Source organism: Roseivivax halotolerans (assembly GCF_900115815.1).
Classification (GTDB): Bacteria; Pseudomonadota; Alphaproteobacteria; order Rhodobacterales; family Rhodobacteraceae; genus Roseivivax; species Roseivivax halotolerans.
Genome location: NZ_FOXV01000004.1, coordinates 220512 through 235900, shown reverse-complemented (window position 1 = coordinate 235900; position 15389 = coordinate 220512). Strand labels below are relative to the sequence as shown.

Genomic DNA, 15389 nt, shown 5'->3' with positions numbered 1-15389 from the left:
CCGTGCAGACTAGAGGAAGCCCATGTCCCAGAATCCGCCCGATCTGCGTCCCGATCTCGCCCGCGCCCAGGTGCAGGGCTCATCCCGCCCCGGCCAGCCGACCATCGGCATGGTTTCTCTCGGTTGTCCCAAGGCGCTCGTCGACAGCGAGCGGATCCTGACCCGCCTCCGGGCCGAAGGATATGGCATCTCGCCCGATTATCATGGCGCCGATGCGGTGATCGTGAACACCTGCGGCTTTCTCGACAGCGCCAAGGCGGAAAGCCTCGAGGCGATCGGAGAGGCGCTCGACCGGAACGGTCGGGTGATCGTCACCGGCTGCCTCGGGGCGGAGCCCGAGTTCATCACCGGCGCACACCCGAAGGTTCTGGCAGTGACAGGCCCGCATCAATACGAGCAGGTGCTCGACGCGGTGCATGGCGCGGTGCCGCCATCGCCCGACCCGTTCGTCGATCTTCTGCCCGCAAGCGGCGTCAGCCTGACACCCCGGCATTACAGTTACCTGAAGATCTCCGAGGGCTGTAACCACAAGTGCAAGTTCTGCATCATTCCTGACATGCGCGGACGCCTCGCCTCGAGGCCGCACAAGGCGGTGATGCGCGAGGCCGAGAAGCTGGTGGAGGCGGGCGTGCGCGAGCTTCTGGTCATCAGCCAGGATACCTCGGCCTACGGGACGGATTGGAAAGACCGCGAGAGCAAGGCTCCGATCATCGATCTGGCGCGTGATCTCGGCAGTCTCGGCGCCTGGGTGCGGATGCACTACGTCTATCCCTATCCGCACGTGCGCGAGATGATCCCGCTGATGGCCGATGGCGGCGTGCTGCCCTATCTCGACATTCCCTTCCAGCACGCGCATCCCGACGTGCTGAAACGCATGGCGCGGCCCGCGGCATCGGCGCGCACGCTCGACGAGATCGCGGCCTGGCGCGCGGCCTGCCCGGAGATCACGCTGCGTTCCACCTTCATCGTCGGATATCCCGGCGAGACAGAGGCGGAGTTCCAGTATCTCCTCGACTGGCTGGAGGAGGCGCAGCTCGACCGGGTGGGGTGCTTTCAGTACGAAAACGTCGCGGGCGCGCGGTCGAACACACTGCCGGACCACGTTGCGCCCGAGGTCAAGGAAGAGCGCTGGGCGCGGTTCATGGAGAAGGCGCAAGCCATCTCGGAGGCCAAGCTCGCCGCGAAGGTCGGCACCGAGATCGACGCCATCGTCGATCTGGTCGAGGACGACGCCGCGACCTGCCGCACCAAGGCCGACGCGCCCGAGATCGACGGTTGCCTCTTCGTGGACGCGGGCCATGAGGGACTGAGCCCCGGCGACATCATTCGTGTCAAAGTCGACGAGGCCGGGGAATACGACCTCTGGGGCAGCCGGGTCTGAGGCGATGGCCAAGCTCTACTTCATGTATTCGACAATGAATGCCGGCAAGTCGACGCTGCTTTTGCAGGCTGCCTACAATTACGAAGAGCGGGGCATGGAGGTGCTGCTCCTGACGGCCGCGCTAGATAGGCGCGCGGGTCCGGGTCGGATCGGCAGCCGGATCGGCCTCGGGCGCGAGGCGGAAACCTTCACCCCCGAGACAGAGCTCTTCGCGCGGCTCGAGGCGCGGCAGAACGATGGGCCGCTGGCTTGCGTCTTCGTTGACGAGGCACAATTTCTCACAGAGGCGCAAGTTTGGCAGCTCGCCCGCGCGGCGGACGATCTCGGACTGCCGATCATGTGCTACGGGCTGCGAGTCGATTTTCAGGGGCACCTCTTTCCGGGCTCGGCGACGCTTCTGGCGCTCGCCGACGACCTGCGCGAGGTACGCACGATCTGTCATTGCGGGCGCAAGGCCACGATGGTCGTCCGGCAGGACGGCGAGGGCCGCGTGCTGACAGATGGCGACCAGGTTCAGATCGGCGGCAACGAGAGCTACGTCAGCCTTTGCCGCCGGCACTGGCGGAAAGCGATGGGGCAGAGCTGACGGCGGCGCGTCCAACTGATGCTCAAGAGTAATCGAGGTGACGAGTGGTCGTGGAGACTCGCACCGAAACCCGCGACTGGCTCCGCTACGCCCGCTCCACCAGTACTGAGCCGACCGAATAGCCCGCCCCGAACGAGCAGATCACGCCCTTGTCGCCCGGCGCCAGGTCGCCCGAGTTCTGCGAGAAGGCGATGATCGAGCCCGCCGAGGAGGTATTGGCGTAGTCCTGCAGGATGTTCGGCTGCTCGCCAGCCTCGGGCGTGCGGCCCAGAACCTTCTTCCCGATGAAATCGTTCATCGCCTTGTTCGCCTGGTGCAGCCACACGCGCTTGAGCTCATCGGAGCGCCAGCCTTCGCCGGTCATATGCTCGGCGATATGCGTCGAGACGAGCGGCAGGACTTCCTTGAACACCTTTCGGCCGTTCTGCATGAACTGCATGTCGCGCCGGTCCTCCATCGCATCGCGGGTGCGGCGCAGAAAGCCGTTATTGTTGCGGATGTTGTTTGAGAACTGCGTCGCGCAACGAGTGGAATGGACGAGGAAGTGCGCGCCTTGCGCGTCCTCGGCCCGCTCCAGCACGACAGCCGTCGCCACGTCGCCGAAGATGAAATGGCAATCGCGGTCGCGCCACTCGAGGTGACCCGAGGTGATCTCGGGCGAGACCACGACGGCGCAGCGCACGGAGCCCGAGCGGATCATGTCCGCCGCCGCCTGGATGCCGAACGTTGCAGAGGAGCAGGCAACGTTCATATCAAAGGCGAACCCGCCCGCGCCAAGCTCTTTCTGGATCTCGATGGCGATGGCGGGATAAGCGCGTTCGTGGTTGGAAGCGGCACAGATGACAAGGTCGACCTCCGCGCCGGTGCGTCCGGCTGCCTCGAGGGCCGTGGTGCAAGCGTCGAGCCCGATCTCGGCCATGATCGAGACTTCCTCGTCGCTGCGCTCACGCAAATGCGGATACATGCGCGCAGGATCGAGCACGCCCGATTTCTCCATCACGTAGCGTTGCTCGATGCCGGAGGCGGAGAAGATGAACTCTGCCGAGGAATGCGGCTTGGCCTCGATCTCGCCAGCGGCAATGGCCTCGGCGTTCTCGGTATTGAAGAGATCCGCATGGGCATTGAAGGCCGCGACCAGCTCGTCGTTGGTCACGGTCTCTTTCGGGGTGAAGACGCCGGTTCCGGTGATGGCGGGCATGTGCATGGCAAGGGCTCCTCGGATGGGCGGGGGATAGTCGCCGGGGGCATGTTTCGCAAGGGCTGCGGCCCTCGCGTCACTGCATCCGCGCGCCGTTCGGAACCGGGTGATCCGGCCCAAGGAGCACGATGGCGCCCTCCTCGTCCGCGCATCCGAGCGTCAGTACCTCGGACATGAACGGTCCGATCTGGCGGGGCGGGAAATTGACGACGGCCATGACCTGACGGCCAACGAGCTCGTCGGGGGCGTAATGCGCGGTGATCTGCGCCGAGGTCTTCTTCTCGCCAAGCTCGGGGCCGAAATCGATCCAGAGCTTGATCGCCGGTTTGCGGGCCTCGGGAAAGGGTTCGGCGCGCGTGACTGTGCCGGCGCGGATATCGACTTTCAGGAAGTCCTCGAAGGCGATCTCAGCGCTCATTGACCAAGTTCGCGCGATCGGTCCGCCGCCGCTTTCACCGTGGCGCGCATCAAGGGCGGAAGCCCGGTCTTCTCATCCATCAGCACTTCGAGACCCGCTTGCGTCGTGCCGTTCGGCGAGGTGACATTGCGCCTCAGCTCGGCCGGGTCGGTTCCGGTTTCCTGCGCCAGCGCGCCTGCGCCCGCAACGGTCGCCCGTGCCAGTTTCAACGCGAGATCGGGCGAAAGGCCCTGCGCTTCACCGGCGGCCGCGAGACACTCGATCATGTGAAAGACGTAAGCCGGACCGGAGCCCGAGACCCCCGTGACCGCATCCATCTGCGCCTCGTCCTCGAGGACCGCGACTTCGCCGACCGCGGAAAGAAGCAGGCGCGCCTGATCGATATGGTCTTCGGTCGCATGGGCATTGCCGATGATCGCGGTGATGCCCTTGCCGATCGCCGCCGGTGTGTTGGGCATCGCCCGGATGATGGGTGTCTTTTTGCCCAAAAGCTCCTCGAAGCGGGCCGTGCCCACGCCTGCCGCGACCGACAGGAACACGGTGGAGTTGTTGCCGTAAGGCTGGAGCGGGATCAGCGCGTCGCTCATGAGCTGCGGTTTGACCGCGATGAGCACGAGCGCAGCATCCTCTGGCGGATCGTCGTTCACCCGCACACCGCTGTTTTGCAGCCACTCGGTCGGGTTGGGATCGATCACGGTGACGCTGCTCGGCGGCAGATCGCGCGCAAGCCAGCCTTCCAGCATGGCCGAGCCCATTTTCCCGCAGCCCAAAAGAACAAGCCCGCGGCGCGCGAGATCGGTGTCTTTCATCAGGTAAACCGTCCCTGTCTTCGTTCCCTCGCGCTAAGCTTTGCAGAGTCCGCATCTTTGTGCAACGTGCTCGGCCGCACTGCATTAGGGGCGCCCTGCATAAAGCTGCCGAAACGAGAACACGCGGCCGCGTATGGGGTGCGCGGCCGCGTGCGGCGGTCTGGTCCGGGTGGGGAGAGACGCCCGGTCAGGCCGTTCCGTAGGCTTCGGCGATGGCAATCTGCAGCGCCTCTGCCGGAGATTGATTGCCCCACGCCATGAGCTGGAACGCGGGATAGTAGCGCTCGGCGGACATGACCGCGGCGCCGATCATCGTGTCGATCTGCTCGGCCACGGCGACCTGGCCACCGGCCAGCACCAGACCGTATTTCCAGACCATCAGCTTCTGCTCGTCCCAGTAGGAGAACGAGCCGGCCCAGCATTGATCGTTCACGCGGTTGAGCCCTTCATAGAGCTTCGGCAGCGTGTCCTCGGGTGGTTCCATCTCGAAGGTGCAGATGATCCGCAATGTCTCGTCGAAGCCCGACCACGCCAGCGTGATGGAGTAGGTGCGCCACTGGCCCTCGACCGCCATCGCGATCTGGTCTTCGCCGATGCGGTCGAAATCCCAGTCGTGATGCTCGGCGATGTGCTCGACGAGGTCGATGGGATGCAATTCTTCGGACAGGAACTCTTCGGATAGTGCCATGGGCCACCTCATTGTTGCCTTAGCGGAGGGGCTGGCAGCGCCCCCAAGCGCTAGGTGCCTGCTCTAGGATAGGGTCGTTTTGACCTTGCCTGCACGAAATATGGTGCCTGTGCCTTGGCTCGCCTGTAAAGCGATATTTTTGTGAAACCTGCAATAAGTTGTGGATCGGCGTATCCGATGCCCAACATCCACCCTGTGGAAATGTGGATAAGCTCGGGCTTGCCGCCGGCGATCCGTGACGCGTCCGCGCGGCATTCCGTCGGGCCTCTTCGGCTTTCCAACCGCTTCCATCTGCATTATCTCGCCAGCACCGGACATGAGGAGCCGACATGATCGATTACGAAACCCCCGGCACGGTCGAGATGGACTGGAAGGACGCGATTTCCTCGGTCGAGGAGATCCTGGAGGATGCGCGCAACGGGCGCATGTTCATCCTGGTCGATCACGAGGACCGCGAGAACGAGGGTGACCTCGTCATTCCGGCGCAATGGGCGACGCCGGATGCGATCAACTTCATGGCAACGCATGGACGCGGACTGATCTGCCTTGCGATGACCTCGGACAGGATTGCCGAGCTTGGCCTGACGCTCATGTCCTCCAACAATTCCTCGCGGCACGAAACCGCCTTTACCGTCTCCATCGAGGCGCGCGAGGGCGTGACGACCGGTATCTCGGCCGCGGATCGGGCGCGCACCGTGCAGGTGGCGATCGACGCCGCCAAGGGTCAGCAGGACATCGCAACGCCAGGGCATGTCTTCCCGCTGCGCGCCAAGGATGGCGGCGTGCTTGTCCGGGCGGGCCACACGGAAGCCGCCGTCGATATCTCGCGGCTGGCCGGGCTCAACGCGGCGGGCGTCATCTGCGAGATCATGAACGAGGACGGCTCGATGGCGCGCCTGCCCGAGCTGGTCGCCTTCGCGCAGCGCCACGGGCTCAAGATCGGCACGATCTCGGACCTCATCTCCTACCGTCGCCGCCACGACAATCTCGTGCGCGTGCAGAAGGAAGAGACGATCACCTCCGAGTTTGGCGGTGAATGGAACATGCGCGTCTATTCCGACACGACGCATGGCGACGAGCATATCGTCCTCATCAAAGGCGACATCTCGGGGCCGGAGCCCGTGCTTGTACGGATGCACGCGCTCGATCCGATGCTCGACATCGTGGGCGCAGGTCCGGCGGCGCGAGCCGACGAGTTCCGAGACGCGATGCGGCTTGTGGATGAGGAAGGGCGCGGCGCGGTCGTTCTGCTGCGCGACACGTCGATGAAGATGGGCAACGTCCAGGAGGCCAGCCCCTCGACATTGCGCCAATACGGGCTCGGCGCCCAGATCCTCTCATCGCTGGGTCTGTCCAAGCTGACCCTTCTGACCAACTCGCCGACGCCCAAGATCGTGGGCCTCGAAGCCTACGGGCTCGAGATCGTCGGCACCCGCAAGATATCGGAGCTCGGCTGATGGCATCGAACGAGACGCATTACACGATTGAGCGGGGCGCGGTGGACAAGCCGACCAAGGTTCTGATCGTCGTCGCCCCCTATTACCGTGACGTGGCGGACCAACTCATCGCCGGCGCACAGGCTGAGATCGAAGCCTGGGGCGCAACGCATGAAGTGATCGAGGTGCCGGGCGCGCTCGAAGTGCCGACGGCGATTGCGATGGCGGGCCGCATGTCGAATTACGACGCTTATGTCGCGCTCGGCTGCGTCATCCGTGGCGAGACCACGCATTACGAGACGGTCTGCAATGACAGCTCGCGCGGGATCACGCTTCTGGGTCTGCAGGGCTACTGCATCGGCAACGGAATCCTGACGGTGGAGAACAAGACGCAGGCCGATGTGCGGGCGGATGCCGATGGGCAAAACAAGGGCGGCGGCGCGGCCGCGGCAGCCTTGCATCTTCTCAGCCTCGCCCGTAAATGGGGCGCTCCGCGAAAAGGCGTCGGGTTCGTGCCGAAACGGGACGAGCACCAGGTCGCCAGCGACAGCGAAGGCAATTCCACCGCATGACGACTCCAGCATCCGATCCGAAACGCGACGCTCGAGACGCTCGCCGCATGGCGCGGTCCGCCTCGCGTCTCTATGCCGTGCAGGCGCTGTTCCAGATGGAACATTCGCAGCTTTCGGCGGACCGGGTGCGGCAGGAATTCCTGAACCACCGCTTCGGCTCCGAGGTCGAAGAGGGCGTCGAGATGATCGATGGCAATATCGACCTCTTCCGCGAGATCCTCGACGAGGCCGTCAACTGGCAGGCGCGCATCGACCAGATGACCGACCGGGCACTGATCGCCAAATGGCCGATCACGCGGATCGACCCGACGCTGCGCGCGCTCTTTCGTGCGGCAGGCTCGGAGCTGGTGGCGTCGGATGCGCCTCCCAAGGTTGTGATCGTGGAATACGTGGAAATCGCGAAGGCGTTCTATCCCGATGGGAAAGAGCCGAAATTCGTGAATGCGGTGCTTGACCACATGGCACGCGAGGCCAAGCCCGAGGCATTCTGATCGCGTATCCTTTTGCCGTTTCCCGCAGGTCATCTAATTTGCACAGAAGGGGACGCGCAGCACGAAGGTTTGCGATCATGCCCACGCTCATTCAGTTCTACATCCGGCACAGCCTGATCGGCTTTGCCATCTCCGCCGTCTTCGTTGCGGCAATCGCCTGGTTCGACGTGATGGGGCTCGGTCGGCTCTTCATGGGCAGCACGCAGGGCCTTATCGGCTGTGCGATGCTCTGGTTCTTCTGCGGAACGATGTTCGCGGGCGCGCAAACGGGCGTTGCGCTTTTCTCCATGCACCAGAACGAGGATGAGGGCGGGCCGTGAGGCGGCACCGGTTCTCCGGCTTACATCCCGGCGCACGGCAAGAAGGCGCGCCGGCGCATCTGAAATGTCGGGGAATGCGGCGGGACCACCACGACCGTGTGGTTATCTCATTCCCGAGGACCTGTATATACAGGTGGGCGCCAGGTAATCAGACCACGGCCTGAACAGAGCCAGCTCCCTCGGAATTGCTTAAGGCCACCGGAATGCAACCGTTCACGAGAAGGGCAGTGCCCGCCTGATCCGCAGCTAAGCTTCGGGCGGGTGCCTGACAAGAGGGCGCTTCAGCTTTTTCGCCGCTTACTCCGCGCCGGTCTCGAACCCGTAACGCTCGATCTCTTCTGAGACGAGTACATAGATCTCGTCGGGCGGCGTTGTCAGCGCGTGCTGCATGACGAGCGGATCGATCCCCATCTCGTCGAGATAGGTCATCACCTCGCCTTGCCCGCGCTGGATGTCTTCCACGGCAACGAAGGCGGGCAGGATCGTGGATTTGCCGAAATAATGCTGATGCACGCCAAGCTGCGCGCCTTCCTCGAGGCTGCGCGTCGCTCCGGCGGCGAAGAGGTAGGGGCAGGCGGAGTAGCAGTATTCGCCCGACAGCATCTCAGTCCCGATGCCCTCCTGCCTCAGGAACCGCCCGAGCCGCAGCGCGTCCTGCACCGAGCCGCCGGGCGATTGCAGGATCAGCCTCTCGGGGCGCGGCTGCACTTCGGCGATCCTATCCTGGATGCGCTCGGCGTCTCCGGGGGAAATGCCGCCCTCGAGCCGCCAGGTCGCACCGCTTTCCTGCGTCAGCGTCAGCCGCTCGGGCATCTCGCCGGGATTACGGACCGGGTTGAGATCGGGCGAGACGCGTGAGGGATCATAGGTGCGCCTTTGGTCGCCGGGGCGCACGGGTTCTGTCAGTTCAGGCGCGCCGGGTCCGAAACGGGGGAGGCGGATGCCTCCAGAGGACAGATCCGCCACGGCGAGGAACGCGCCGATGCCGATCTGCAGCGCAAGCACGCCCTTGAGGACGCGTCCGATGGAGTTGCCGTCCATCAGGACGAGCTCTTGCGGATCGTGGCGACGGAAGAGCCTTCGGGCGGTGCCTGCTCGGAAGCGGGTGCAGAGGGCGTCTCCTGCGCGGCGTGCGTCTGCGATTGACCTTCGACGTCCCGGAACGCCGCCATGGCCGCGCGCAACTCGCCGAGCGTCATCGTGTCCTCGACCGATGCGCCTTCGCGCCCTTCGCGAATCGCCGATTGCGTGATCGCGAGAATGAAGACGAGCACGGCCGGCAGAAGGTCGATCGCGATCGCGCCTGCCCAGGAGGGCACGAAGTTCCGGGCATAGAGAATGACCGCGTCGGCCGCCGAGACAGGGGTATACTGCACTTCTGTCGCCGGTGTCTGGTTCATCACGTTCTGCGCGGCGGTCTCGAGCGTCGCGGCACGTTGGCCCAGCACTTCGAGGACAGAGGTGATCGTTGCCGCCTGGTTGCCGCGGTTCTCTTCGGTTCGCCCGTCAAGCTCTGGCAGAACGACGGAGGCCGCGAGATCCTGCGCGGCGCGCTCGACCAGTGGCGCGACGGAAAGCTGGCGGAGCTGGGTGATAATCCCCTGAAGGTTGACTGCCGCTTCCGAGAACTCGACCGAGCGCGCCTCGACGGGCCCTTGCTCTACCGTGAGCGCGCGCATCCGGCTGAGGATCGCGTTGCCCTCGGCGAAGGACTGATCGACGAGCGGCGTCTGCTCTGCGATCTGTGTCTCAAGCGCTTCGAGCTCGGCGGCCTTCTGGCGCAGCACGCGGAAGACCGCGCCGCGCCCCGCAAGCCCAGAAAGGGACCCCTCGGCCTCCTGCACCGACAGATCCTCGAAGCTCTGACGGACGCGGGCGACATCGCGCTGAAGCGCCTGCGCGGAGATGGCGATCTCATGCGCGCGCTCGAGGCTGCTTTGGTAGTCCTGCACGGTTTCCGCGAGATGCTGCTCTACCGCCGCGGATCCGGCCAGCGCCGCCGCGTTCAGCCAGGACGACATCGCCACGATCGCGAGCGATCCGAGCCCCATCGCGCCCGCAAGTCCGATCCGCGCCCGCGCGGTTCGGACCGTCGGGAAAAGGCGCATGAGGTAGGACCAGAAGACGAAGATCCCGACGGAGACCGCGACCGAATAGGCGATGGCCGCGAAGACCGACATGGCCCCGTTGTCATCAAGCAGAGAGGAGACGCCGAGATAGGTATAAATCCCCGACGCCGTCGCCAGAACGCCGAGCGCCGTGCCAGAGAAGGTGTCGAGCCAGCCCACATGCCCTTCGAGTTCGCGCGCGGTCTTGAGGCCGCGCTCATCCGCGCGGGTGGGCTGGGGTCGGTCGGCCATGCTGTCGGTCCTGCCTGGGGTAAATCTTTAACAAGGTATGAACCTTTACCCTGCAGGCAATGTGCCCTGCGGAAAAGTGAGGTCTTGGCATGTTCATGGATTGTTCGTATTCATGCAGCATGAGTCTTGCCCCCGACCCTGTCCTGATGCCCGGCCAACTCCTTGCGCGCGGGGTGGCGCGGCACCTCGTCCACGGTCACGGATTCGCCTGCGTAGAGGAGTTCGTGCCTGAACGCGGCCGCCGCGTGGACGTGATGGCGCTCGGTCCCAAGGGCGAGATCTGGGTCGTGGAATGCAAATCCTCCCGTGCCGATTTCACGTCAGACGCGAAATGGCAGGGCTACCTCGATTGGTGCGACCGGTACTTCTGGGCAGTGGATCAGGACTTCCCGACGGAGCTTCTGCCGGGCGAGACCGGGCTCATCATCGCGGACTCCTACGATGCGGAGATCGTCCGCATGGCGCCCGAGCACAAGCTGGCGGGCGCGCGGCGGAACGTGCTCATCCGCAAGGTCGCCTTTCATGCCGCGCGGCGCCTGCAGGGCCTGCGCGATCCCGACGGCGGGCTCGATACGGGTGGCTGGACCTAGCGCGACTTCGGCTTGATCTTCGCGGCCGATTGGGCCGCCGCGCGGATCTCTTCCGCGATCTCCTCGGCTTCGTCGGGCGAGAAATCCATCGGCACCTCGGTTCCCCCTGCGGTGATGAACAGGCGGACCATGCCCTGATCGGTCGGCCCGATCTGCAGGTTGGCTTCGATGTCGCTTTCGTCGTTGATCCCCATGGGGGTCTCTCCGGGCTAGGGTCTGAGGAAGATTGCGGTTTAGTGAAGGGACGAACGGGAATCAAGGCGGGGCGAGCGCGGACATGACGATCACTTTGCGGTCCTTCGGTGAGGCCGATTACGATTGGCTGGTCGACTTGCATGGGCGGCTTTATGCAAAAGACGAAGGCTTCGACGAGACGTTCGGGGCGCTCGTGGCGGAGATCCTGCGGGAGTTCCTGCAAAACCACGATCCGGCCTGCGAGCGCGGCTTCGTTGCAGTGAACGAAACCGGTGAGCGACTCGGCTCCATCTTCTGCGTGAGGCTCGATGCCGAGACGGCAAAGCTGCGGCTGTTTCTTCTGACCTCCGAGGCGCGCGGTCATGGGCTCGGAAAGCACCTTCTGGACGCCTGCACCGGCTTCGCGCGGCAGGCGGGCTATGCCCGGATGAAACTCTGGACCCACGAAAGCCATCGCGCGGCCTGCGCGCTTTACGCCCGCAACGGCTGGACGTTGCACAGCTCCAAACCCGTTCGCAGCTTCGGTCAGTCCCTCGTGGAGCAGCATTGGTCACGCCCGCTCTGAGCGGCCAATCGGGGCTTGCACTGTCCATGTGGTGACGTTATCTCCCCCGCCAGTGCCGCCTTAGCTCAGTAGGTTAGAGCGCTAGATTGTGGATCTAGAGGTCCCCCGTTCGAGCCGGGGAGGCGGTACCATCCCTCACACCTTCATCGGTTGCGGCCCGGCTACGGGTCGAGCGTGATCGTCTGGGACAGCCGTCCGGCGCGGTCATAGACGAGAATACGCCCGCTTTCGGTGACGATGAGGATGCGTTCCGGCATCATCGTGACCGCTTGTGCGGTCTCGCCCTGCGGCAGATCGAGCGTTTCCGGCAGCGCCAGGGGCGCGGGCTCGCGGAAGCGGATGACAAAGAGCGCGATGATCACTAGAAGGCCGGCGATCATCGTCGCGGTCAGTACCGTGACGAGCCGTTTGATGAACCGCACCTCGGGTGCGCCGCTCGGGGTGTTATCCATGACCTCTGCCACGCATCGTTTCCAGATCGGGCCGAACCCGCCGTCCCGGCTTGATAAGGCCTTGGCACGTGATGTGCCAGAGGCGCTGGCTCTCTCGCGGACACGTCTCGCGGCGCTTCTCGGCGCGGGCGCTGTGCGGGTGGACGGGGCGATCGCCTCGGATCCAAAGGCACGCGTCGCCGAGGGTGCGGAAGTGGAAATCGACTTGCCCGAGGCCGAGGAGGTCGAGACGGTCCCAGAAGATATTCCGCTTCAGATCCTCCATGAAGATGAGGATCTCGTCGTGGTGATGAAGCCTGCGGGCATGGTTGTGCATCCCGCGCCCGGCACGCCCGGCGGCACGCTCGTGAATGCCCTGCTGCATCATTTCGGCGGCGAACTTTCGGGCATCGGCGGAGAGAAGCGGCCCGGTATCGTGCACCGGATCGACAAGGATACGTCTGGCTTGCTGGTCGTGGCGAAGTCGGATCGCGCGCATCATGGTCTCTCCGAGCAATTCGCCGCACATAGCGTCGAGCGTCGCTATCTCGCCTTGGCCTACGGTGTGCCGCATACCGGCGATCCGCGCCTCAAAGGCGTGCGCGGCGTTTCTTTCGAGCCGGGCGCGGTGATGAAGATCACCACTGGCCTTGCGCGCCACAAGACCGACCGGCAGCGCCAGGCGGTCTATTTCGACGGGCAGGGGCGGCACGCGATCACCCGCGCCAAGGTGCTCGAGGCGTTCGGCACCCCGCCTGCACTGTCGCTTCTGGAATGCCGGCTTGAGACGGGCCGCACCCACCAGATCCGGGTCCACATGACCCATGCGGGCTTCGGCCTTGTCGGCGATCCGGTCTATGGCGGCCGGCGCAAGCTCAGCCCCAAGGCTGTGTCCGAAGCGGCGATGGAGGCGGTCGCGGCCTTCCCGAGGCAAGCACTGCACGCGGCGTCGCTCGGGTTTGACCACCCCGTGACCGGGGAATGGATGGAGTTCGAGGCGGATTTGCCCGAGGATATGAGCGATCTGCTCAGCGCGCTCGGACACGTCCGGTAATCAGAAGCCAGAGGCAAAGCCCGGTCTCTGCCAGAAGCGGGACGAGGTAGGCAGGCTGGATCAGCGGCAGAAGGTCCGGCGCGGCGAGCCGCGCGAGGCTGCCCGCCATGTAGACTCCGCCCGACAGCGCGATGCCAGCCGCGATCACCCTTGGCACGCCGCCCGCCTGCCAAAGTAGCCAACCCATGAGCCAGCAATTGACCGCGAAAAGCGCGAGCCCGGTATCGTAGGCGATGCCGTGCAGCGTCAGCAGCGTCGCCGCCTGAACATCCGCGCCGGAGGTCAGCGATGTCGGAATGCCGGCAAGCAGGATGAGCCCCACGGCGATCGTCGCCGCCTGCATCAGGCGGAACACCATCGCGGCGAGCGACAGCCCGGCGCTGACCGGCGCAAGGAGCCGATAGAACAGCAGCGCTACGGTGATATCCGCCCCGACCATCGCGAGATCGAGAGAAGGCTGAGGCGCAGCCGGCCCAAACCCTCGGAGAGCGCGGCCGCAACGGCTTCTGGCGATCCGACGTGAAACGGGGCGCGCAGGACGACTTCGCTGGTGACACCGGCAAGGATGATGAGGAGGTAAAAGGCTCCTGCGAGCCGCGCCAATCGTCTATCCGTCATATCGTTCCCTTCATGCTCTGGCCCGAGCTGCTGTGCATTTTAGAAAGATCTGTCCTTGAAACACAGGGAACATGTGCGTCAGCGCGCGAAATCTTCAGGATCATCGGGGCAGGGAATGCGTTAAACCCACAAGATGCCCGAGGGCAAAGACTTGAAACCGCAAGATCGGCTTCACATATGGAATGTTAAGCCGATATACATCTGGCTGAATGGAGGGATGGGATGAGCAATTACGCGAATCTTCCGGCGCCGTCCCCGGAAGCGGGACTGAGCCGTTACCTGCAGGAAATTCGGAAGTTCCCACTTCTGGAGCCTGAACAGGAATACATGCTGGCGAAACGCTGGGTCGAGGATCAGGACACCCAGGCGGCGCACCAGTTGGTGACGAGCCACCTGCGCCTCGCGGCAAAGATCGCGATGGGCTATCGCGGCTACGGCTTGCCGCAGGCCGAGGTGATCTCGGAGGCAAATGTCGGCCTAATGCAGGCAGTGAAGCGCTTCGATCCCGAGAAAGGCTTCCGCCTTGCCACCTATGCCATGTGGTGGATCAGGGCTGCGATCCAGGAATATATCCTGCGGTCCTGGAGTCTTGTGAAGCTCGGTACGACATCGGCGCAGAAGAAGCTCTTCTTCAATCTCCGGAAAGCGAAAAGCCGGATTGGCGCGCTCGAGGACGGCGATTTGCGGCCAGAGCACGTCCAGAAGATTGCCAATGATCTCGGCGTGACCGAGGACGAAGTGATCTCGATGAACCGCCGCATGGCGGGCTCGGATGCGTCGCTCAACGCGCAGGTCGGCCAAGAGGATGATTCCTCCATGCAATGGCAGGACTGGCTCGAGGATGAGGACGCCAACCAGGCCGATGATTACGCCGAGAAAGACGAGCTCGACGCACGCCGCGCGATGCTGGCCGAGGCGATGGACGTTCTGAACGACCGTGAGAAGGATATTCTGACGAAACGGCGGCTCGCGGAGAACCCGCAGACGCTGGAGGATCTCTCTGGCGAATACGACGTCAGCCGCGAGCGGATCCGTCAGATCGAAGTGCGCGCCTTCGAGAAGCTGCAGAAGCGGATGCGCGATCTGGCAAAGGAAAAAGGGATGGCGGCGGCAAGCTGACGCCCGAACCCCTCCGGACGAAAGATGCCGCCGGGCCAAGTGCCCGGCGGTTTTCGTTTATTCGGCTTCGCGCACGATCATCACGGAAGCATTGGCGTGGCTCGCAAACGCGCCACCATTCGATGACCAGAAATAGTCCGCGAAATTCGGACGGTGTGACGCCATGATCACCAGATCGGCGTTGATTTCTTTCGACGCTTCTACAAGCGCGTGGTCCAGATCTGCGGTGGTGTCGTGCAGGATCAGCGCATGCGCGTCGGCCGTGTAGCCGCCGGCCCGACCCTTGTCTTTCGCGAAGCTTGCGAGCTTTTCACGAAACTCGTCCGGGCTGTGCGCGATCTCTCCCGGTGTCGCGTTGCTTGCGGATACGAAGGTCACCTTCGCGTCGTGGTGCTTGGCTTCTTCGGCAGTCACGGCAAGTGCCCGCTCCAGCCGGTCGGTGTGACGAAGATCCACGGGAACCATGATATGCGAGAACATTGTCGAGCCTCCTTTCAGTCTGGTCGTGCAAGCGCACGATGAATGGCGACTAGGGTAAAAACGGTCAGGCTCCGGGGC

At 64.2% G+C, this 15389-nt stretch carries 21 protein-coding genes, 1 tRNA gene and 1 other RNA gene; 11 read left to right on the top strand and 12 right to left on the bottom strand.

Going from position 1 to position 15389, the window contains the following annotated elements; genetic code table 11:
• Positions 1-22: 22 nt before the first annotated feature.
• Both rimO and BM171_RS08125 read left to right on the top strand, forming a co-directional pair.
• A complete protein-coding gene (gene rimO, locus BM171_RS08130; protein ID WP_093010433.1) occupies positions 23-1381 on the top strand; it encodes a 30S ribosomal protein S12 methylthiotransferase RimO in 1359 nt (452 codons plus the stop codon).
• A gap of 4 nt (positions 1382-1385) precedes the next feature.
• Positions 1386-1967 carry a thymidine kinase gene (locus BM171_RS08125; RefSeq protein ID WP_093010432.1) on the top strand — a complete coding sequence of 194 codons (582 nt, stop codon included), beginning with the start codon at positions 1386-1388 and terminating at the stop codon, positions 1965-1967.
• A gap of 85 nt (positions 1968-2052) precedes the next feature.
• On the opposite strand, the gene BM171_RS08120 is transcribed toward BM171_RS08125, so the two are convergent.
• The 4 genes from BM171_RS08120 to BM171_RS08105 form a co-directional block, all read right to left on the bottom strand.
• The gene (locus BM171_RS08120) at positions 2053-3171 is read right to left on the bottom strand and encodes a beta-ketoacyl-ACP synthase III (protein ID WP_093010430.1); all 1119 of its coding nucleotides are present in this window, start codon (positions 3169-3171) and stop codon (positions 2053-2055) included.
• Between the two features lie 70 nt (positions 3172-3241).
• Positions 3242-3583: a tRNA-binding protein gene (locus tag BM171_RS08115; protein ID WP_093010428.1), complete on the bottom strand. Its 342-nt coding sequence runs from the start codon at positions 3581-3583 to the stop codon at positions 3242-3244.
• A complete protein-coding gene (gene proC / locus BM171_RS08110; RefSeq protein WP_093010426.1) occupies positions 3580-4392 on the bottom strand; it encodes a pyrroline-5-carboxylate reductase in 813 nt (270 codons plus the stop codon). The genes BM171_RS08115 and proC overlap by 4 nt, the downstream gene beginning before the upstream one ends.
• A 187-nt stretch (positions 4393-4579) precedes the next feature.
• Complete coding sequence (locus BM171_RS08105; protein ID WP_093010424.1) at positions 4580-5080, bottom strand: type III secretion system chaperone family protein; 501 nt, start codon at positions 5078-5080, stop codon at positions 4580-4582.
• A gap of 329 nt (positions 5081-5409) precedes the next feature.
• Between BM171_RS08105 and ribB the strand changes: the two genes are divergently transcribed.
• The 4 genes from ribB (at position 5410) to BM171_RS08085 (ending at position 7899) form a co-directional block, all read left to right on the top strand.
• Positions 5410-6537, top strand: a complete 1128-nt coding sequence (ribB, locus tag BM171_RS08100; RefSeq protein ID WP_093010422.1) for a 3,4-dihydroxy-2-butanone-4-phosphate synthase — start codon at positions 5410-5412, stop codon at positions 6535-6537.
• Positions 6537-7088 carry a 6,7-dimethyl-8-ribityllumazine synthase gene (locus tag BM171_RS08095; protein ID WP_093010420.1) on the top strand — a complete coding sequence of 184 codons (552 nt, stop codon included), beginning with the start codon at positions 6537-6539 and terminating at the stop codon, positions 7086-7088. Before ribB ends, BM171_RS08095 begins: the two co-directional genes overlap by 1 nt.
• Entirely contained in the window at positions 7085-7579 is a 495-nt protein-coding gene (nusB, locus tag BM171_RS08090; RefSeq protein WP_093010418.1) for a transcription antitermination factor NusB, read from the top strand. The genes BM171_RS08095 and nusB overlap by 4 nt, the downstream gene beginning before the upstream one ends.
• Positions 7580-7656: 77 nt before the next feature.
• Positions 7657-7899: a hypothetical protein gene (locus BM171_RS08085; RefSeq protein WP_093010416.1), complete on the top strand. Its 243-nt coding sequence runs from the start codon at positions 7657-7659 to the stop codon at positions 7897-7899.
• A 78-nt stretch (positions 7900-7977) separates the two neighbouring features.
• On the opposite strand, the gene ssrS is transcribed toward BM171_RS08085, so the two are convergent.
• The 3 genes from ssrS to BM171_RS08070 form a co-directional block, all read right to left on the bottom strand.
• Positions 7978-8133, bottom strand: a non-coding RNA gene (ssrS, locus tag BM171_RS08080) — 6S RNA.
• Positions 8134-8196: 63 nt separating this feature from the next.
• On the bottom strand, positions 8197-8940 hold the full coding sequence (locus BM171_RS08075; RefSeq protein WP_093010414.1) for a COG3904 family protein: 744 nt from the start codon (positions 8938-8940) through the stop codon (positions 8197-8199).
• Entirely contained in the window at positions 8940-10259 is a 1320-nt protein-coding gene (locus BM171_RS08070; RefSeq protein ID WP_245760207.1) for a hypothetical protein, read from the bottom strand. Before BM171_RS08070 ends, BM171_RS08075 begins: the two co-directional genes overlap by 1 nt.
• 119 nt (positions 10260-10378) lie before the next feature.
• Here BM171_RS08070 and BM171_RS08065 point away from each other — a divergent pair, with 119 nt between their 5' ends.
• The gene (locus BM171_RS08065; RefSeq protein WP_093010553.1) at positions 10379-10849 is read left to right on the top strand and encodes an MmcB family DNA repair protein; all 471 of its coding nucleotides are present in this window, start codon (positions 10379-10381) and stop codon (positions 10847-10849) included.
• Here BM171_RS08065 and BM171_RS08060 read toward each other — a convergent pair.
• Complete coding sequence (locus BM171_RS08060; protein ID WP_093010412.1) at positions 10846-11043, bottom strand: DUF6324 family protein; 198 nt, start codon at positions 11041-11043, stop codon at positions 10846-10848. The two genes, BM171_RS08065 and BM171_RS08060, sit on opposite strands and share 4 nt — an antisense overlap.
• An 83-nt stretch (positions 11044-11126) precedes the next feature.
• On the opposite strand from BM171_RS08060, the gene BM171_RS08055 reads away from it, so the two are divergent.
• On the top strand, positions 11127-11609 hold the full coding sequence (locus BM171_RS08055; RefSeq protein WP_093010410.1) for a GNAT family N-acetyltransferase: 483 nt from the start codon (positions 11127-11129) through the stop codon (positions 11607-11609).
• 54 nt (positions 11610-11663) lie between these two features.
• Positions 11664-11740 (top strand) — tRNA-His (locus tag BM171_RS08050).
• Positions 11741-11770: 30 nt separating this feature from the next.
• Here the strand turns inward: BM171_RS08050 and BM171_RS08045 are convergent.
• Positions 11771-12061, bottom strand: a complete 291-nt coding sequence (locus BM171_RS08045) for a DUF6476 family protein (RefSeq protein WP_093010408.1) — start codon at positions 12059-12061, stop codon at positions 11771-11773.
• On the opposite strand from BM171_RS08045, the gene BM171_RS08040 reads away from it, so the two are divergent.
• Positions 12060-13094, top strand: a complete 1035-nt coding sequence (locus tag BM171_RS08040) for an RluA family pseudouridine synthase (protein ID WP_093010406.1) — start codon at positions 12060-12062, stop codon at positions 13092-13094. The genes BM171_RS08045 and BM171_RS08040 overlap by 2 nt on opposite strands.
• Here BM171_RS08040 and BM171_RS08035 read toward each other — a convergent pair.
• Together BM171_RS08035 and BM171_RS18690 are read right to left on the bottom strand one after the other, a co-directional pair.
• Positions 13069-13533 carry a DUF4386 domain-containing protein gene (locus BM171_RS08035; RefSeq protein WP_139218683.1) on the bottom strand — a complete coding sequence of 155 codons (465 nt, stop codon included), beginning with the start codon at positions 13531-13533 and terminating at the stop codon, positions 13069-13071. The two genes, BM171_RS08040 and BM171_RS08035, sit on opposite strands and share 26 nt — an antisense overlap.
• The gene (locus tag BM171_RS18690) at positions 13509-13712 is read right to left on the bottom strand and encodes a hypothetical protein (protein ID WP_139218682.1); all 204 of its coding nucleotides are present in this window, start codon (positions 13710-13712) and stop codon (positions 13509-13511) included. The genes BM171_RS08035 and BM171_RS18690 overlap by 25 nt, the downstream gene beginning before the upstream one ends.
• A 222-nt stretch (positions 13713-13934) precedes the next feature.
• On the opposite strand from BM171_RS18690, the gene rpoH reads away from it, so the two are divergent.
• On the top strand, positions 13935-14831 hold the full coding sequence (gene rpoH, locus BM171_RS08030; RefSeq protein ID WP_093010404.1) for an RNA polymerase sigma factor RpoH: 897 nt from the start codon (positions 13935-13937) through the stop codon (positions 14829-14831).
• 57 nt (positions 14832-14888) lie between these two features.
• Here rpoH and BM171_RS08025 read toward each other — a convergent pair whose 3' ends face one another.
• Positions 14889-15311, bottom strand: a complete 423-nt coding sequence (locus BM171_RS08025) for a universal stress protein (protein WP_093010402.1) — start codon at positions 15309-15311, stop codon at positions 14889-14891.
• Positions 15312-15389 lie beyond the last annotated feature (78 nt).